Source organism: Paenibacillus sp. J22P218 (assembly GCF_056269195.1).
The window spans coordinates 112,057-130,245 of sequence record NZ_JBWDNL010000004.1 but is presented as its reverse complement, the minus strand read 5'-3'; the positions used below and the strand labels follow the sequence as shown (position 1 = coordinate 130,245).

Sequence of the window (18,189 nt, the reverse complement as noted above, 5' to 3'; positions counted from 1 at the left end):
TAGGGTCAATAACGCCAGCGTGCTCGCTCTCACCGGCCTAGGTGGAAGGAGAGCGCATGAGCCCAAAGATAAGAACACAGCTGGTCGTATCGTTGTTGCACCGGCAATCGGTCAAGCGATGGTTAGCTCTATTCGGTATTGGAGCTATGTTTGGAGCTTCTATTCTGCTGATTAAGCTATCGCTGAATGAGCTTCGTGCGGCGTCCGCCGCAGGTTACGCTGATACCGGTCTGGCCGAATTTCAACAATCATCAATCAAGGAACAGGCGGCAAGCCGTATCACGGAGACAGCCGCGCAGCTGCAGCGGCGCACCAATGAGAATGAGGCAGCTGCGCCGAAGAATGAGCCGAACGGAAAAGACGATGATATCGTCAAGGAACAGAACGTTTCAGACCAAGATGATGTAACGTCTGCCGCTCCGCAAACGTCAAGCGAGCTGGATGATCTGATCATTCATATCTATCTGACGAAAGAGAAGCGCATCGAGAACGTGCCGCTCGAAACGTACGTGCGCGGCGTTGTCGCGGCAGAGATGCCTATTGATTTCGAGATAGAGGCGCTTAAGGCGCAGGCGATTGCCGCCAGAACGTATATTGTCAGACGGCTGATACAAGGACACGGCGATGATACCGATATGTCTCTGCATGGCGCGGACGTAACCGATACGGTACAGCATCAAGTGTATACGCCGCTGGCGAAGCTGGAGGGGCAATGGGCGAAGACGGAGCGCAAAGCGAATATGGCCAAGCTTGGCAAAGTCATTGATGAGACGAGAGGTCTGGTCATTACGTATGAGGGAGAACCGATAGAAGCGGCTTTTTTTTCAACGAGCAACGGCTATACGGAAAACTCGGAAGACTATTGGACACAGCAGATTCCTTATTTGCGCAGTGTGGAAAGTCCGTGGGACAAGGCGATCTCGCCTAAATATAAAGAGACGGTGAAGCTTAAGCTAACCGAGTTTCATAAGAAGCTGGGCGTTAAGAGAAAAGGGTTCGCGAAGTCATCCATTCGCGTCACAGAGCGAACGGAAGGCAATCGCATTAGCAAGATTCGTATAGGCGATAAAGTGTTTACCGGCCGCGAGGTAAGAGAGAAGCTAGAGCTGGCTTCCTCGCAATTCACGTGGAGCGTTAAGGGAGATTTCATTACGATTACGACCTATGGCTACGGACACGGTGTCGGCATGAGCCAATGGGGCGCGAACGGCATGGCTCAGGAAGGGGCGGACGTGGCTGCTATCCTCGGTCACTACTACTCTAGTACGACAGTCGAACAAGCTTCCAAGCTATCGGCGCAATTGGCCCAAAGGTCATAGTCTATAATCTTTCAAAAATTAGTATTCACCTCACGTATAAACCTAGCAGTTCTGGCAACAATGGCTAGTGAGGTGATATAAAAATGAATGAACAAAATCAGAACAAACCGAAGCAAAGACCAGAAGAAACTCCCAAAAACGCTCTGGGAGGAACGTCTGCCGCCAAGTCTAGCAGTGGATGGAGAAGCCTATTCGCTAAGAGATGGGTATCCCCAGCGCTCTTCATGGCCGCGGCAGCAATTATCGTAACCTTACTTTGGATCTATCAGGGAGCGGACACCAACACAGACAAAGCAGTTACATCCGATCCTACTGAAGAGACTCAAGGTGACGGTCAAACAAATGCAGGCGAAGAAGGCGCATTGCCTGTTATCGCAGGCAACGAATCGATGGAATGGCCGGTTAACACAGAAACACTTACTGTGAAGACACCGTTCTACGATGACAAGCTTCCGGCAACGGAGCAAGAGGACGCGATTGTAGAGATCGAGGACAACAAATTCGTACTCAGCACGGGTATGGACTTCGTTGATCCGACAGGCAAGACGTTCGATGTAGCGGCAGCTCTCTCGGGTACAGTAACGAAGGTGTATCAGCATCCGAAAAACGGTCTGACGGTAGAGATCTCGCACGGCGAAGAGCTGTCGACGGTTTACCAAAGCGTATCGGAAGTAGCGGTTAAAGAAGGCGACGAGGTGCAGCAAGGCACGGTTATTGCAAAAGCGGGCCGCAACGATCTCCAACGCGATCTCGGCATCCACCTTCATTATGAAACGCTCGTGAACGGCGATCCGGTTAATCCGAATGATTTCATCAAAGAGCAGTAAACCGTTAGAAGCGGCGTAAATACTACGCTTGCGGCGCACAGGCAGGGGACATTCCCCTGCCTGTTTCTGTTTTTTATTAAAAATTATTGGCAATCGGGCTTGTCACGCTTGGCCATAACGAATATATACCCGCTCGACTCATATAATGTACCAAACTATCTCGAGTAGGGAGGCGGGAACGTGCACGATTACATCAAAGAGCGAACCATTAAAATAGGCCGCTGCATCGTTGAAACGAAGCATACGGTGCGAACGATCGCCAAAGAGTTCGGTGTGTCCAAGAGTACGGTGCATAAGGATTTGACCGAACGACTGCCGGAAATCAACCCCGACCTGGCAGACCAGGTTAAGCACATTCTCGAGTATCACAAATCGATTAGGCATTTAAGAGGAGGCGAAGCGACCAAAATCAAATACAAAAAAACGAGTTCCAAGAAGCGCGAAGTCATTGCCGCGGGCAAGGTGTAATCAAATAAAAGGTTAGTCGACACGTGCTGACACGGCATGAAAATTTTTCATCGATTTGTAGAGGAATTTCGACCTTTTTGGCGAATAATGTACACTAGCGGTTTCTCTGTCAAGAGGGACTAAACGTACGTTATGTAAACATTATTCGTTGGGGGACTTAAGCCTTATGCTGAGCAAGGATATCGGGATTGATCTTGGAACAGCCAATGTTTCGATTCATGTAAAAGGAAGAGGCGTTGTGCTCGATGAGCCGTCTGTCGTTGCAATTGAGAGCGACACGAAGCGCGTGCTTGCCGTAGGCGAGGAGGCGCACCGTATGGTGGGCCGTACTCCGGGCAACATCATTGCGATTCGTCCGCTAAGAGATGGCGTAATCGCAGACTTTGAAATTACGGAAATTATGCTGAAAGCGTTTATTGACCGTGTGGAAGGCCGCAAGTGGTTCAGCCGTCCTCGCATTCTAATCTGCGCGCCAACGAATATTACGTCGGTAGAGCAGAAGGCGATTCGCGAGGCGGCGGAACGCAGCGGCGCGAAGGAAGTTTTTTTGGAAGAAGAGCCGAAGGCTGCCGCTATTGGGGCTGGAATGGACATATTCCAGCCTAGCGGCAATATGGTCGTGGACATTGGCGGGGGTACGACGGATGTAGCCGTTCTTTCTATGGGCGACGTCGTTACCGCCTCTTCGATTAAAGTCGCAGGGGACAAGTTCGACGACGCAATCATGAAATATATTAAGAGCAAGTACAAGCTTCTGATCGGCGAGAGAACGAGCGAGGATATTAAGATTAAGATTGGCACGGTATTCGAGGACGGACGCCGCGACGAGATCGATATTCGCGGACGCGACATGGTGTCGGGTCTGCCGCTTACGGTTACGATCCGCTCGAACGAGGTTCGCGAAGCGCTATGGGATCCGGTGATGTCGATCGTATCGGCAGCGAAGTCGGTACTGGAGCGCACGCCGCCGGAATTGTCCGCTGATATTATCGACCGCGGCGTCATTCTGACAGGCGGCGGCGCGTTATTGGACGGGCTCGATGCTCTGCTCGCAGAGGAACTGAAGGTACCGGTGCTGATCGCTGAAGATCCGATGCATTGCGTCGTGAAGGGGACGGGTATACTGCTCGATCACTTGGACAAGCTCGGTAAAAAATAAGGCCGGTTAGCGGCATTTGAATCGTTTGCGCGGGTAGGGAGCCATAGGGGGGCGAGCCGAGGCGCAAATGAGTCAAAGGTCGCATAGACATGCTATTCAGCCTGCCTTGCTTTCAACCGATAATATATAGAGGTACTGGGAATGAAAGCCACGAGGAGGTTACAATCGTGTTAAGAGGACTATATACCGCAGCTGCCGGCATGATTGCACAGCAACGCAGACATGATACGGTAACGAATAATATATCGAATATCAATACACCGGGCTACAAGCAGACGAATTCGGTGTCGCGCGCATTTCCTGAGATGCTCTTGTCGCTTACAGGCGTTGAGCCGAAGGATCAAATGAAGATCGGAAAGTTGACGAGCGGCGTATTCGCCGAGGAGAGCTTATCGATTCATCTGCAAGGCGACCTGACGCAGACGAATAACGCATCTGACTTCGCTCTTATCTCGAATATCGATGTGCCTGGACTCGTGTTCGATGAATCCGGCAAGTCGGTAAGCGAAGACGGCCAAGTGACGTTCCAGCCGCAAGCGTTCTTCACCGTTCAGAACGCGAACGGAGAAGTGCGCTATACGCGCGGAGGCAAGTTCACATTGACGGAAGACGGCTTCCTCATGACGACCGATGGCTCTAGCGTACTTGGAGCGAACGGTCAGCCTATCCAATTTCCGGTCGGGACAAGCCTTGAGAATCTGATGTTGACCGACGATCAGCGGTTCTTAGATCCCGCAGGCATTGAGCGGGGGCAGCTCCTCATCACGCGCGTAGATAATCCGAACGAGCTTGTGCGCGACGGCAACGGCAACTTCCGCTTCGAAGGCGAAGACGGCAATGCCCGCGCAATCGATGCAGGCGAGAGAATCGAAGTAAGACAAGGCTACGTCGAACGCTCCAACGTCGACGCTGCGCAAGCTTCGGTCGATCTGATGGCCGCGCTTCGGGCTTATGAAGCGAATCAGAAGGTTATTCAATTTTACGATCAAAGCTTAGGCAAAGCGGTAACGGAGATTGGCCGCGTCTAACCGATAACGAGATTGCGTCAGGAGGCTTAGCATGAACGGTTCAATGATTAATGCGATGGTGTCGATGAACGGGCTGCAGCAGAAGCTCGACTTGCTCGCCGATAATATAGCGAACGCGAATACGGTAGGCTATAAGAAGAAGGAAGCGACGTTCGAGGATTTGCTCACGAACGTGAGAAGACAGCCGGAAGCGTTCAATCAGCCGGGCAGGCTGTCGCCGATGAACTTCAACCAAGGCTGGGGTTCGCATATGACGATGGTGCAGCCGAATTTGTCGCAAGGACCGGTTAAAGCGACGGATAAAGAGACTGACCTTGCCATTGAAGGAAATGCCCTATTCGAGGTCGAAGTCGATGCGGCAGGCAACCGTGCGTACACGCGCAACGGCGCCTTCCAGTTGACGCCTAACGCAAACGGTGATACCATACTGGCAACGGAAGACGGATACCCTGTAGTCGGAAGAGTCAGGGATCAGACGGGTGCTCTCGTAGACGGGCAGATCGTCGTACCGCAGGGCTACAGCCTGCGCGTCAATCCGGATGGCACTGTGCTTGGCGTTTCGTCCGAGCAGACGATCGAGCTTGGCAGCGTGAAGCTGCTGCAAGCGACACGTCCTGCAGCGTTGACGGCGGTGGCGGACAATCTGTTCATTATCGCTGATGGAATCAACCAAGGAGACGTCGTTCAGCTTATCGTGCCTGGCAGCGATAATGGCGTTACTGTTAACCAAGGTTATTTGGAGCAATCCAATGTCGAAATGACGGATGAGATTACGGAGCTTATTAGTGTACAGCGCGCTTACCAGCTGGCTGCGCGTGCTCTCTCGTCCAGTGATACGATGATGGGGCTTGCTAACAGTTTGCGCGCATAAGGATAGGATGATGGTGAATGAGTATGGCCGATGAGCGAGTCGAGAATAGCAATAGGGGCGAAGGAGAAGATCCCCCAAAGCGAGACGGCTCGAAGACGAAGGCTAAAGCTAAGAAGCAGCGTTCCAAAGGTGCGAATATCACTTTATGGATTTTGCGCAAGAGCATCGTACCAGTCATTATGGTCATTATGCTCATTGTAGGCCTGTACGCCGGTTATGTCGTACTTGGCAAGCAGCCGGAGGATGAAGTATTCAGTTGGTCGACTTGGCAGCATCTATACGATTTGGTGTTTGCCGATTCGTAAGGGTGTACGACGCATTTGCTCGTACGAATAAGCATATGAGATCATGCTCTTGCAGGAGCGACTGCTGAGCGTGATCTTTTTTTGTGTGTGGAATTTTAGGGGAAGGCGGTATGGTGGAGAAGATGAACCAATCGCGTGCAAAATGGTACTGGGGCGCTGTCGCTGTCCTATTCATAGTAGGTGCTTTTCTGCGCTTCGACTTTGTCGCATCGTCGACGCATAGCATGAAAAACCATGATACGAAGTATTACAATCTAATGGTTCAACAATTGCTGGAGAAGGGCGTCTACGCCTATAAGGAAGAACAACCGAATGCGAAGGTGACGCCGGGTTTTCCGCTCTTCCTAGCGGGGATCTATAAAGCGGTTGATTATAAGCAGCATGATCCTTTTCCTTATGTCAGATACATACAAGTTATCTTAAGTCTTGCTACGATGGCGTTGTTGTTCCAACTTGCCTATCGGCAGCTAGGGAGAGCGCAAGCGCTCATCGCTTTGCTGCTGGCGGCTGTCTATCCGCCATTCGTTTATGCGAACGGAGCGATACTGACCGAAGTGCTGGCGACGTTCTTGCTCGCGTTGTACGTTACGCTGCAACTGCGCTCCTACGAGAAGTTGTCGCTTCCATGGGCGCTTGCGGCAGGTGCTGCGCTCGGAGCGCTCGTGCTTACGCGTCCGGAATTTCTGCCGGTTGCGCTGCTGTTCGTCGTATTCTACGGCTGGAAGCTGAAGCAAAGCCGTAAGAAGGTATTGACCGTCTTCGGTGTGACGATGCTCGTATTCGCCGTGCTGATGAGTCCATGGTGGATTCGCAATATGGTGACGTTCGATAAGTTTATTTTGCTGTCAACGATGGAGAATCCGTTGTACGCCGGCACGTTCGAATACAAGAACTATGAGAATACGATTGTTCCGATTCATGCGAAGGCCGAAGATTCGCAGACGGAGGTCGCTAAGGAGCGTATAATATACGGCTTCAAGCATTATCCGCTGACCTTCCTCGGCTGGTATACGGTCGGCAAGCTAGTCTATCTGTACGGCCCGGTCTATACGGGAACGGGACATGATCCATGGTATACGATTATACCGATGAACGGATTGCCGTTGCACTTCCTCATTATGCTGCTCGCGGCGCTGGGAACGATCTATGCGCTGCTGCGGTATAAGCGTTCGCAGCCGCTGCTTATCTTCATCGCGCTGTTGGTCGTCTCGATGACTGCGCTGAGACTTATCTACGTCGCGGAGGCGAGGTATACGTTCACCTTGATCCCGCTCATCCTGTTGCTGACGGCAGACACCGGGAAACGACTCTACGACTGGTTCGTTCTGAAATATAGCAAACGGAGTAAAGCGTCCGCTTCAATTGATGCCTAGCTTAACCTTAATAACAACAAAGCCCTTTCAGCTTCCGTGACCGGAAGTGAAAGGGCTTTGTTCATTTGGAGGCCTCTATTTAACGCTAACGCGTATGGTAATCGTTTTGCCGCCAAAGCTTGCCTTGATCGTCGATGTGCCTTTGCTAACCGCTGTAATCTTGCCTTCGTTTACTGTAGCTACGCTTGGCTTGGAGCTCGTCCATATCGCGCTGGCCGTTGCATTGACCGGGCTTCCCGTTGTGTAGTTCGCCGTTAACGTTATAGCGAACGCTGCGCCAGGGCTGAGCGATACCGTCTTAGACGACACCGAGAGCGACTTCAGCTTAGGGGTAACGACTAGGGCGATTTCAACCTTCTTGCCTTGGTAAGACCCGGATACTTTGCCGCTGCCGACTGCTATTGCTTTAACGGAGCTGCCGTTAACGGATGCGATTGTATCGGGATTGACCTCCCAGTTCATTTTGGAACCGAGTGAGATTTTTTTGCCGTCTTTGTAATACCCGGTTACTTTAATCGACTTCGAGCGTCCCGGATTGAGCGCGAGAGAGGTAGGCTCTACGACGAGCTTCACGATCTCCTCTTCAATTCGAACTTTTACGGTTATCGTTTTGTTCAAGTACGTGCCGGTCAGGGAAACGGTGGAAGCCTCAAGACCTTTAACGGTCTCGGCCTTCAATACGATATTATCGGACGTTGTCTTCCACTTGATGGACTTCGTTACGTCCTCTTCTTCGCCGTCTTCATTAACGACGGTTACGCTTGGCAATGCCGTTTCCTTGCCGATAATAACGCTCATTTCCTTCGTGCTTGCAATGAGTTTAAGCGGTTTGACGTGCACCGTCAGCTTGGCTTCAACTTTATATCCTTGCACAGTACCCGTCAGTACAGCTTCACCGATTGCGACTGCTGTCCATTTGCCGTCCTTGATCGTAGCGATTTCCTCATCGGAGGAGGTCCACTGTACAAGTTTGCTGACGTCGGTTTGCGTGCCGTCAAAAATCGTTGCCGTCACTTTCGGAAGATCGCCGCTGTCGGAAACGAAACCGTCAATTTCCTTTGTCTCTGCTTTCACTGCATTGATGCTGGCATATACGGTTACTTCGATGCTGCGGCTTACACCTTTATGGGAGGCTGTGATTTTCGTTGTGCCAACGCCTTTAGGTGTGACTTCGCCGTTTTCGACCGTAGCTACGATTACGTTGGAGGATGTCCATGTAGCTTCAGTGGTTACGGGTAGCGGTTCGTTCTGGTTCGTCAGCACCTCTGCTTTAATTGAAAGAGGAGCGTCTTGCAAGAACATATGATACTCCTTCTCGGGAGTCAGTTTTATCGATTGATAAGCTGCACGAACAACGACTTCGATGGAAGTGGTTACTCCGAGATGAGAAACAGTGATTGTTGCTTTACCTGCGCTAACTGGCGTAAGAACACCTTTTTCAATCTTTGCGATTGCTGTGCTGGAACTCGTCCATTTGGCATCGTCTGTTACTGACTTTGTAGCGAGAGTATCTTTGTCTGTTACTGTAGCTGTCAGCTTCGTATCATCGGTCCCGATTTCAAGCTCAAGAAGACCCGACTTGTTAAGCTCGATCGACTTGTAAGGGGAGGAGACGGTCAGTACGACCGAATCGCTTTTTCCTTTGTACTTTGCGGTAATCGTCGTCGATCCTGTGCCAACTAGCGTAATTGTGCCGTCAACGACAGTAGCGGCCGCCGTATTAGAAGAGGACCAAGTAGCTTCGGATGAAATGTTTATGCCATCGTCGTTGCCTTTAGTGCCTTCGAGTCTGTAAATGAGCGTTTCGCCTAATTCAATTTCTTGCGTGGATGGAATATCGTTCTCGCCTTTGGAATCCTTAAGCGTTACTTCATCGTATACATAGTCAGATGTTGCTTTGATGCTGACCGTATATCCGCTATAAGTTGCTGTAATCGTTGCCGTCCCTTTGCCGAGACCGGTAAGGACGCCGCTCTCAACCTTTACGATCGAGGCGCTTGACGACTTCCATGTTGCGCTTGAAGTAACATTCTTCTTCGTTGTACTGCCGGAGACCGAAGCAAACAACGTGACGTTGATTTTATCCGACTCGACCTTTAGATCAAGGGAATTGGTGCTGCTATTGAAATCCGAGGCATCATAATCGAATTCGATTCCGGTTACGGTATCCTCCGCCGCATAAGCGATTCCTGTCATCGAGGTAGCAATAAGCATAAGTGCCAGAGTAGCGGCAAGCCATTTTCGCGCCTGCATGAACGACAAGTTCCATTGTAAACGTAAATTCACTGCATCCCGTTCCTTTCTGCTTCATTAATAATAGTGTCTTCTACTATTAACGGTTAGAAAAGGCTGGAAATGAAGATAAACAGGGCAACTTATTTCAATTGGGTACAGAGAACTACAACATTTTATAAGGATGCAGCGCATTCTTCTGCCAAGGGGGACGCATGCGCGGTTTTCATTTGCATATGGTAGTTGTATAATAGTTGGGAGCCGAGGCGAAAGTCAGGAATAGGCAAAGGAGTGTGACCGTTTGAATCTGCCGAATCTATTAACCTCATTACGCTTTGTGTTAATTCCGGTGTACATAGGTGTATTCTCAAGCGGTTATATGATCCCAGCCTTTCTGATTATGGTCGCCGCCGGTATTACCGATATTTTGGACGGCTACATCGCTCGTAAGAGCGGACAAGTGACAACGGTTGGCATTATGCTTGATCCGCTGGCCGATAAGCTTATGCTCATAACAGTCATCTTATCGCTGTTGCTGGCAGACATGATTTCATGGGCTGCGGCTGGAGCGATGTTTTTGCGCGATTTGGGCATGATAGCGGGAGGCATGTTTTATCATTTTCGGGGCAAGAAGACCGTGCCGGCCAACTGGATGGGGAAACTGACGACGATATTGTTTTATTCCGCCATCATGTTTATTTTCTTCGATGCATCGTTTGCAAAGTCGTATCTTTGGGCGGTCATCGCGTTCTCATTTATTACTTCCTTTATGTATATCGCATTATTCAAGGCGCTAAATAAGCCGGAAGTAGATGCGCTACATAAACAGGAAGGTGAGCCGGAGAAAAAAGAAGCTTGACCAAAGACGCTTCAGGTCTCGTAGTCAAGCTCCCTTATCTTAACCTCCACGAACTGCAGTTTCATGAAGGATAAGTATAGTTTCAGTTAAAATAACTTTTTTTATACTAGTGAACTTTGCGAAAGGGGTATTGTTTAACATGCTCGATATTAATCAAATCCAAGAAATTATTCCGCACCGCCCTCCGTTCCTGCTCGTCGACCGTATTTTGGAGGTTGAACCGGGCGTAAAGGCCGTCGGACTCAAAAACGTAACGATGAACGAACCCTTTTTTGTAGGGCATTTCCCAGGTTATCCGGTTATGCCGGGCGTATTGATCGTGGAGGCGCTTGCGCAAGTAGGCTCGGTTGCGATGCTTATGGTTGAAGCGAACCGCGGCAAGCTCGGATTCTTCGCGGGCATTGACGGCTTCCGTTTCCGCGACCAAGTGAAGCCTGGCGATACCCTTATTCTAGAGGTAGAGATTACGCGCCTCAAAGGGCCGATCGGCAAAGGAAAAGCGTCTGCAAAAGTTGGTGACAAGGTAGTAGCCGAAGGCGAGCTTATGTTTGCTCTGTCCGATCGTAATTAATCATTTGTTGCACACGTAGGCTCGATTTGATTTTCAAAGATACGAAGAAAGAGGTTGAATATATGACTCAATCATCCCTGAACACGGCTGCGGCCAAATATGAAGCATGGTTAAATGATCCGCTCATCGACGAAGCGACAAAGGCGGAACTGCGCGGCATCGCCGGCGACGAGAAGGAAATTACGGATCGTTTCTATCGCGATCTTGAATTTGGGACAGGCGGCTTGCGCGGGGTTATGGGTGCAGGAACGAACCGTTTGAATGCTTATACCGTCGGCAAAGCGACGCAAGGTCTAGCGAATTGGCTGCTTGCTAATGGGAGTGCTGAGGGCGGCAAGCCTTCGGTCGTTATCGCACATGATTCCCGCAATCTGTCGCCTGAATTCGCGCTGGATTCGGCGCTTGTGCTTGCGGCTAACGGCATTACGACGTATTTATTCGAAGGGCTGCGTCCTACGCCGCAATTGTCTTTTGCGGTTCGCGCGTTGAACGCGGCGAGCGGCATTGTCATTACGGCAAGCCATAACCCTCCTGAATATAACGGCTATAAGGCTTACGGAGCAGACGGTTGTCAGTTGATTCCGGAGGAAGCAGAGCAAGTTATCGCTTCAATCGGTCAAATCGTTGACTTCGGGGAGATCAAACGCATAAGCCGCGAGGAAGCGGAAGCTAAAGGTTTGCTTCGCTGGTTGGGCGCTAATGCGGATCAACAATTCATTGATACGGTTGCAGCGCAAAGCTTGAATGGCGAGCTGCTGAAAGGCGAGATCGGCGAGAAGTTCGGCGTTGTGTTCACGCCGTTGCACGGAACAGGAAACATTCCTGTTCGCGAGGTGCTGAAGCAAGCGGGCTTCCGCAACGTTCACATCGTACCGGAGCAGGAGCAACCTGACGGTTTCTTTAGCACGGTGAAGTCGCCGAATCCCGAGGAACGCGAAGCGTTCACGCTGGCGATTGCCCTTGCGAAGGAGACTGGCGCCGACATCATTATCGGTACGGATCCGGATGCGGACCGCATGGGCGCCGTCGTGAAAAACAACGAAGGCGAATACGTGGTGCTAACAGGCAATCAATCGGGAGCTTTGATGGTTCATTATGTACTTAGCCAACTGCAAGAGCGCGGCAAGCTTCCAGCTAATGGCGTCGTTGTTAAGACGATCGTCACGAGCGAAATGGGCGCGGATATCGCTTTGTCCTACGGCGTTGCGGTTGAAAATACACTTACTGGCTTCAAATATATCGGTGAGAAAATGACGCGTTACGAGCAAACGGGGGAGCGCGCATTTCTATTCGGTTATGAGGAAAGCTACGGCTATCTGACGGGCACATACGCGCGCGATAAGGACGCGATTGTCGCTTCGCTGTTGATCTGTGAAGCGGCTGCTTATTATAGCAGCAAAGGGAAGACTTTATACGACGTGCTGCTTGAGCTGTATGCGCAGCACGGTGTGTACTTGGAGGGCTTGGAATCCCGCACGCTCAAAGGATTCGACGGTGTTCAGCAGATCGCAGCGATCATGGACGACTGGCGTCAAAATCCGCCGCTTGAGATCGGCGGCGTGAAGGTTGAACAGGTGCTTGATTATGCTGCCGGCCTAGACGGACTTCGTCCGGAAAATGTGCTTAAGTATCTTCGTGCGGACGGATCTTGGTTCTGCTTGCGCCCATCGGGCACGGAGCCGAAAATCAAAGTTTATTTTGCGGTCAAAGGCGAATCGACGGCTGCGGCTGCAGAGTCGCTTCAAGTGTTGAAGGATGCCGTTATGGCACGCGTTGACAGCAAAGCATAGACGGGAAACTGTAATTTAGAACGGAGGAGTTTCGTGCTTTTACGATGGCAGCAATGGAATCGGCACGCGAAGATATGGTTATGGGTCATTACGCTGATTGGCGTAGCGGCGGCAATGCCGCTTGGCCTGGTTCGGATGGAAATGGAGAAGACGTCGAAGAACATTGAGTATGTATTCGACTATCGCGATATTATTGAAGTGTCGGAGCTGCAGACGAAGCCCCGAGAGTTCGTGAAGGAAAAGCTCCAGTTGCTTAAGGATTCGGGCATCACGACGATGGCTGTCTATGAGAGCTCGCTCAAGGAGCTTGTGCTCTCCGGCAGGCTGATGTATTTTAGCTCCCGCGACGCAGCTCTGCTGCAAGGCAAGTTCGAAACGCCGGGACAAAGCTTCACTTATATTTTATACACCGGTAAAGAAGAGGAAGAGCAGATCGGCCCACTCGTCCGCGAAGCGTTCGACCGCGCGGAAGCTGTCTACAGAGACTGGTCTTACGAAGGTAGAAACGGTCTTGTCATTGAAATGCCGGTTGCCGAAGCGGTCATGAAGACGATGGATTTCGATCCAATGACGCTTCAGGAGCTTCATGATGCAGGCTTTGAAATTTTGCCGCGCATCTCGAACAAAATCCAGCCTTACGAGGAATCGGATTTGGACGAGCAGCTCGGTATGATGAAGGAATTGGGCGTTACTCGAGTGTTATTCGACGGAGATGTCGTGAAAGGCGGCTCGGACAAGGCGAATTTGCTGAGCGTCTCCGAATTGTTGAATAAGTATGAGATGGGACTTATAGCGATTGAAAATTTGAAAAAACCGCAAAAAGGGCTAAATAATTTAGCGTACAATACGAATTATAATATTGTTCGCCTCTATTCCCTCTCTCCGGGAGACGGGATGGAAATGTCGCCTGAGGCAATCGCCGACCGTTTCTTGTTGGCGGCAAAGGATCGCAATATTCGGATGTTCTTCATGAACGGCATGGTACAAGCCAACACGGACAAGGGCAAATTCGTTCATAACCTGGATAAAATAAGCCAAGCGCTGCGCGGGGAAAATGGGGCTGTTGCCAAGCTTGCTGAGCACGGCTTCACGCCAGGCGAGCCGCAACCGTTCGATTACGAGCAACCGTCGTGGGCGAAGCCGCTTCGCGGCGTTGTAGCGCTGGGAGCGATTGCGCTTATTGCGCTGGTTGTCGGTACGTTCGTACCGGGCGTCAACATTCCGGTATTCCTGCTCGGTCTTGTAGGAAGCGCGGGCTTGTATAAGCTGAATAGCTCGACGATGGAGCAGGCATTGGCTCTGGGCGCTGCCGTTGCCGCGCCGACGCTTGCGCTCATTTGGGCGATGAATCGCATTACGTCTAGAACTGTTGGCGATCGGCGTATTGTCGGAGGCGACGATTGGTCGGTTGGCAGAAGCCAAGCGTCCCTTGCAGAGGGCGGAGCGGCAGCAGGCGGGAAGAATGGCCGCTTGAATTGGTTGTTCGCTGCACCGTCCGTAGGCAAACGTCTTGGACTGGCGATTAATTGGTTCGTAGTAACGGCATTGATTTCACTTATAGCCGTTCCGCTTGTGTTCGGCCTGTTAAACAATATTACGTACAATCTTGTATTGGAACAATTCCGCGGCGTTAGCGTGCTGCATCTTGCGCCAATTGCGCTTGTTGCGATCTACGTCGTGCTTTATACAGGCCATGCGAAGCTGTTCAATATTCGCAAGCTGCTTGCGCAGCCTATTACGCTTACATGGGTTGTTCTCGTCGCCGTCATTGGCATCGTCGGTTATTATTATTTGTCGCGTACTGGCAATGCTGGATCAGTATCGTCGATAGAGCTTGTGATCCGTAATTTCCTGGAGCAGACGTTCGGCGTAAGGCCGCGCTTTAAGGAGTTCCTGCTGTCGCACCCGCTCTTCCTGCTCGGACTGTTCTTATCGCTCCGTTATCGCGCAGCATGGTTGCTCGTGATCGTTGGCTCAATCGGCCAACTGTCGATGGTTGACACGTTCGCGCATCTGCATACGCCGCTTTATATTTCGGCTATCCGCGTTCTGCTTGGACTAGGCACGGGAGCAATTATCGGCTGCATTCTTATTGTTGCGTGGCTGATTGTGGAGGGAGTTTTGAAGAAATGGGCACCGATTCTCATACGCAAGTATATCAAATAGCGATCTCCGGCTTTTACGGCTTCCATAATAGCGGTGACGAGGCGGTGCTGCTCTCGATTCTGCTCGCGCTTGAAGCGGAAGGCAAGGCGCAGGGCGTAACGGTCAAACCGATTGTGTTGTCTGTAAACCCGGAGTGGACAAGCAAGACGTACGGCGTTGAATCGGCTCATCGGATGCGTCCGGCGGACGTGCTGAAGACGCTCCGTCGCTGCGACGGGCTCATTAGCGGCGGTGGTAGTTTACTCCAGGACGCAACGGGGGTAAAGACGATTCCGTATTATACGGGAATCATGAAGCTAGCCCAGCTTCTCGGAAAGCCGACGTTTGCGTATGCGCAGGGCATTGGCCCGGTGAATCGAAGATGGATGGATCCGATGATCCGCAATGTGATGAAGCGGAGCAAGTATGTTTCGGTGCGGGACGCCGAATCCGCCGCTTTGCTCGGGCGGATCGGGGTCCCTGTGGACCGGATCGACGTCGTACCCGATCCGGTGATGGGCTTGCCGCTGCCGGCCGCTGAGGCGGCAGCGATTGAAGGCGCGAGCGAGACGCCGCCGATCATCGGCGTCTCGCTGCGCCAGTGGCGCAGCGACGGCGCGGATCTCGCGCGCGCCGTCGAGGCGCTGGTCGCGCTGTCGCACCGCCGGCCCGTGCGGCTGCGCTTCTTGCCGTTCCACACCCCCTCCGACGTAGAAACGTCGGAGCAGGTGATGGAACGGCTGCGCGGCCGGCTCGGCGATGGAAGCTCCGCCGAGCTGGCCGCTCCCGGCGACCATCCGCAGCAGATGCTGCTTGAGGTCAGCCGGTGCGACGCGCTGCTGGGCATGCGCCTGCACGCGCTTATCTATGCCGCAGGCCAGCGCATTCCGATGCTCGGCCTGTCCTATGATCCGAAGATCGATCAATTCCTGAATCGACTCGGCCTAACGCCGATTGGCACGACGGAGCAGCTGGACGCAGAAGCTTTCGCCGATGCGGCATGTCTGCTGCTTGACCAGCGTGGTCAGTGGCAGGACAAGCATAAGCGCGCAATCGACCAATTAGTGGAACAATCGCAAAAACCGGCGCAACAAATCGTACATTTCTTGCGTCATACTATATCGAGGTGACTTCCTCATGTCGAATAATCATCCAACCGTGCCGATTTATGGCATACCGTTCTCGAAACTGAATTTGGACGAGACGGTTCGTTTACTTACAACAGCTATTGAGGCAAGAAAACCTACGCATGTGATTACGGCTAATCCGATCATGATTATGGCAGCGGTGGACGATCCGAATTATGCGCGGATGATGCTGAAGGCTGATTTGATCGTGCCAGACGGCGCCGGAGTTGTGTGGGCGGCGAAGCACGCCGGCAATCCGGTTGCTGAGCGAGTAACAGGCATCGAGTTGCTTAACAAACTAATGGAGCAAGGCGAGAAACGCCACTGGAAAGTGTACTTGCTCGGCACGACGCAGGAAATTATTGAAGCGGCGGCCGAGAAGCTGCAGCTTCAGTATCCGCAGGTAAGGATCGTTGGCTGCCGCAACGGCTTCTTCACAGCCGAGCAGGACGATGAAGTGATTGCCGAGATCCGGCAAGCGGCGCCCGATTTGTTATTCGTAGCGCGCGGTGCGGATACGCAAGAGCCTTGGATCGTCAAGCACAAGAAAAGCTTGAACGTACCGCTCATAATGGGTGTCGGCGGAAGCTTTGACGTTATTTCCGGCAGATTGAAGCGCGCACCATCTGTTTTCCAGAAGTTGCGTCTCGAATGGCTCTATCGCCTGATGCAGGAGCCGAAACGCTACAAAAGAATGCTTGTTTTGCCGAAATTCGTCGTGAAAGTGCTTCGCGACAAAGAAAAAGTGACAAAACCTTAACTTACACCGCGAATATGTAGTGAAAATCGTGAAAATCGGTTGAAAACGGGATTGGAGTTTCTTTTTCAATCGGAGTATAATTCACTTCGGTACATGCGTAAACGCGTATCACCGTCCTTTGACGGTGAGAATGACGTTACACGCAGGAAATATAGGGCTGCTTTTAAGTGAGCGTCTTATATTTGAAGAAAAGGGGAGTTGCACAAAATGCCAGTAGGCTTGCTGTACACGATAGGATTCATCATCTCTCTTGTATTAGCCCTTGTCATGACGCCGCTCGTGAAGAAATTCGCATTCAAAGTCGGCGCAATCGATAAACCGAATCACCGCAAGGTACATACGCGCATTATGCCGCGTCTTGGCGGGTTAGCTATTTATATTGCATTTGTAGGGGGATTCTTCTTATTGTCCCCATTGTTGCCTGACGGTTTGCTTCGCCCGAGCGACATAAAGCTGATTAACGCGTTGCTTGTCGGCGGGACAATCATAATTGTGCTTGGCGCTCTAGACGACCGTTTCGAGTTGTCGGCTAAAGTAAAGCTGGTCGGCCAGATCGCCGCAGCTTGCGTTGTCGTATTCGGCTTCGGAGTGAAGATCGATCTGCTGAACATTCCGTTCGGCGAGACGATGCAGCCTATCGCTCATTGGATCGCGATTCCGATTACGATTCTATGGATCGTTGGCGTTACGAACGCGATTAACTTGATCGACGGCTTGGACGGGCTTGCCGCAGGCGTGTCGGGTATCGCCATTGCGACGATCGTAGTCATGGCATCGCTGATGGGCTTCCAGCCGATCATCCTGCTTAGTACGCTGCTGCTTGGCGGCATCGTCGGTTTTCTTGTGTTCAACTTCCATCCTGCGAAAATATTCATGGGAGATTCCGGCTCGCTGTTCCTCGGCTTCAGCTTGGCGACGCTCTCCATGCTTGGCTTCAAGCAGGTTACGATCGTATCCTTCGTTACGCCGCTCCTTATAATCGGCGTTCCGCTCTCGGACACGTTCTTCGCGATCATTCGCCGTTGGGTGAATAAGCGCCCGGTGTTCGCACCGGACAAAGGTCACTTGCATCACCGTCTGCGCGATCTTGGCTTCAGCCATCGCAAGACCGTACTCATTATCTGGAGCGTTGCCGCTATCTTCGGCGGACTTGCGATCGTGCAGTCGACCATCGTGCAATCGAGCGCGGCCAATTGGATCACGTTCGCCGTTATCTGCTTGCTCATGTTCTTCCTGCAGATCGGTGCAGAGGTAACCGGCATTGTAGACAAGACACGCAAGCCGCTTATTAGCTTCCTTAACCGTATCTTCTTACGGACCAAGGTTAACGCGGAATCTCGTTCGAAATAATAACT

Annotated in this window: 16 protein-coding genes; 15 read left to right on the top strand and 1 reads right to left on the bottom strand. The window is 51.6% G+C overall.

The window, feature by feature from the left end; genetic code table 11:
• Positions 1 to 56: 56 nt before the first annotated feature.
• From spoIID to AC0YN0_RS18670, 8 genes are all read left to right on the top strand, one after another.
• Entirely contained in the window at positions 57 to 1,319 is a 1,263-nt protein-coding gene (spoIID, locus tag AC0YN0_RS18705; protein WP_475822618.1) for a stage II sporulation protein D, read from the top strand.
• An 83-nt stretch (positions 1,320 to 1,402) separates the two neighbouring features.
• The gene (locus AC0YN0_RS18700) at positions 1,403 to 2,146 is read left to right on the top strand and encodes a peptidoglycan DD-metalloendopeptidase family protein (protein WP_442049478.1); all 744 of its coding nucleotides are present in this window, start codon (positions 1,403 to 1,405) and stop codon (positions 2,144 to 2,146) included.
• A 180-nt stretch (positions 2,147 to 2,326) separates the two neighbouring features.
• Positions 2,327 to 2,614, top strand: a complete 288-nt coding sequence (gene spoIIID, locus AC0YN0_RS18695; RefSeq protein ID WP_307204834.1) for a sporulation transcriptional regulator SpoIIID — start codon at positions 2,327 to 2,329, stop codon at positions 2,612 to 2,614.
• Positions 2,615 to 2,780: 166 nt separating this feature from the next.
• Positions 2,781 to 3,773, top strand: coding sequence for a rod shape-determining protein MreB (gene mreB / locus AC0YN0_RS18690; RefSeq protein ID WP_442049477.1), 993 nt, complete (start codon positions 2,781 to 2,783; stop codon positions 3,771 to 3,773).
• Positions 3,774 to 3,940: 167 nt separating this feature from the next.
• A complete protein-coding gene (locus AC0YN0_RS18685; protein WP_475822617.1) occupies positions 3,941 to 4,801 on the top strand; it encodes a flagellar hook-basal body protein in 861 nt (286 codons plus the stop codon).
• A gap of 31 nt (positions 4,802 to 4,832) precedes the next feature.
• Entirely contained in the window at positions 4,833 to 5,672 is an 840-nt protein-coding gene (locus tag AC0YN0_RS18680; RefSeq protein WP_442049475.1) for a flagellar hook-basal body protein, read from the top strand.
• 17 nt (positions 5,673 to 5,689) lie between these two features.
• Entirely contained in the window at positions 5,690 to 5,977 is a 288-nt protein-coding gene (locus AC0YN0_RS18675) for a DNA-directed RNA polymerase subunit beta (RefSeq protein WP_337103559.1), read from the top strand.
• Positions 5,978 to 6,087: 110 nt separating this feature from the next.
• Entirely contained in the window at positions 6,088 to 7,350 is a 1,263-nt protein-coding gene (locus AC0YN0_RS18670) for a glycosyltransferase family 39 protein (RefSeq protein WP_475822616.1), read from the top strand.
• Positions 7,351 to 7,425: 75 nt separating this feature from the next.
• On the opposite strand, the gene AC0YN0_RS18665 is transcribed toward AC0YN0_RS18670, so the two are convergent.
• Positions 7,426 to 9,636 (bottom strand): Ig-like domain-containing protein, encoded by a 2,211-nt coding sequence (locus AC0YN0_RS18665; RefSeq protein ID WP_475822615.1) that lies wholly within the window; start codon positions 9,634 to 9,636, stop codon positions 7,426 to 7,428.
• A gap of 247 nt (positions 9,637 to 9,883) precedes the next feature.
• Here AC0YN0_RS18665 and AC0YN0_RS18660 point away from each other — a divergent pair, with 247 nt between their 5' ends.
• From AC0YN0_RS18660 to AC0YN0_RS18630, 7 genes are all read left to right on the top strand, one after another.
• Positions 9,884 to 10,441, top strand: a complete 558-nt coding sequence (locus tag AC0YN0_RS18660) for a CDP-alcohol phosphatidyltransferase family protein (RefSeq protein ID WP_475822614.1) — start codon at positions 9,884 to 9,886, stop codon at positions 10,439 to 10,441.
• Between the two features lie 139 nt (positions 10,442 to 10,580).
• Positions 10,581 to 11,012 (top strand): 3-hydroxyacyl-ACP dehydratase FabZ, encoded by a 432-nt coding sequence (fabZ, locus tag AC0YN0_RS18655; RefSeq protein WP_475822613.1) that lies wholly within the window; start codon positions 10,581 to 10,583, stop codon positions 11,010 to 11,012.
• Positions 11,013 to 11,074: 62 nt separating this feature from the next.
• Positions 11,075 to 12,802, top strand: a complete 1,728-nt coding sequence (locus tag AC0YN0_RS18650; protein ID WP_475822612.1) for a phospho-sugar mutase — start codon at positions 11,075 to 11,077, stop codon at positions 12,800 to 12,802.
• A gap of 33 nt (positions 12,803 to 12,835) precedes the next feature.
• On the top strand, positions 12,836 to 14,968 hold the full coding sequence (locus AC0YN0_RS18645; protein WP_475822611.1) for a DUF5693 family protein: 2,133 nt from the start codon (positions 12,836 to 12,838) through the stop codon (positions 14,966 to 14,968).
• Positions 14,932 to 16,077 carry a polysaccharide pyruvyl transferase CsaB gene (csaB, locus tag AC0YN0_RS18640; protein WP_475822610.1) on the top strand — a complete coding sequence of 382 codons (1,146 nt, stop codon included), beginning with the start codon at positions 14,932 to 14,934 and terminating at the stop codon, positions 16,075 to 16,077. Before AC0YN0_RS18645 ends, csaB begins: the two co-directional genes overlap by 37 nt.
• Before the next feature lie 7 nt (positions 16,078 to 16,084).
• Complete coding sequence (locus AC0YN0_RS18635; protein WP_475822609.1) at positions 16,085 to 16,834, top strand: WecB/TagA/CpsF family glycosyltransferase; 750 nt, start codon at positions 16,085 to 16,087, stop codon at positions 16,832 to 16,834.
• 207 nt (positions 16,835 to 17,041) lie between these two features.
• Complete coding sequence (locus AC0YN0_RS18630) at positions 17,042 to 18,184, top strand: glycosyltransferase family 4 protein (RefSeq protein ID WP_475822608.1); 1,143 nt, start codon at positions 17,042 to 17,044, stop codon at positions 18,182 to 18,184.
• The last annotated feature ends 5 nt before the right edge of the window (positions 18,185 to 18,189 follow it).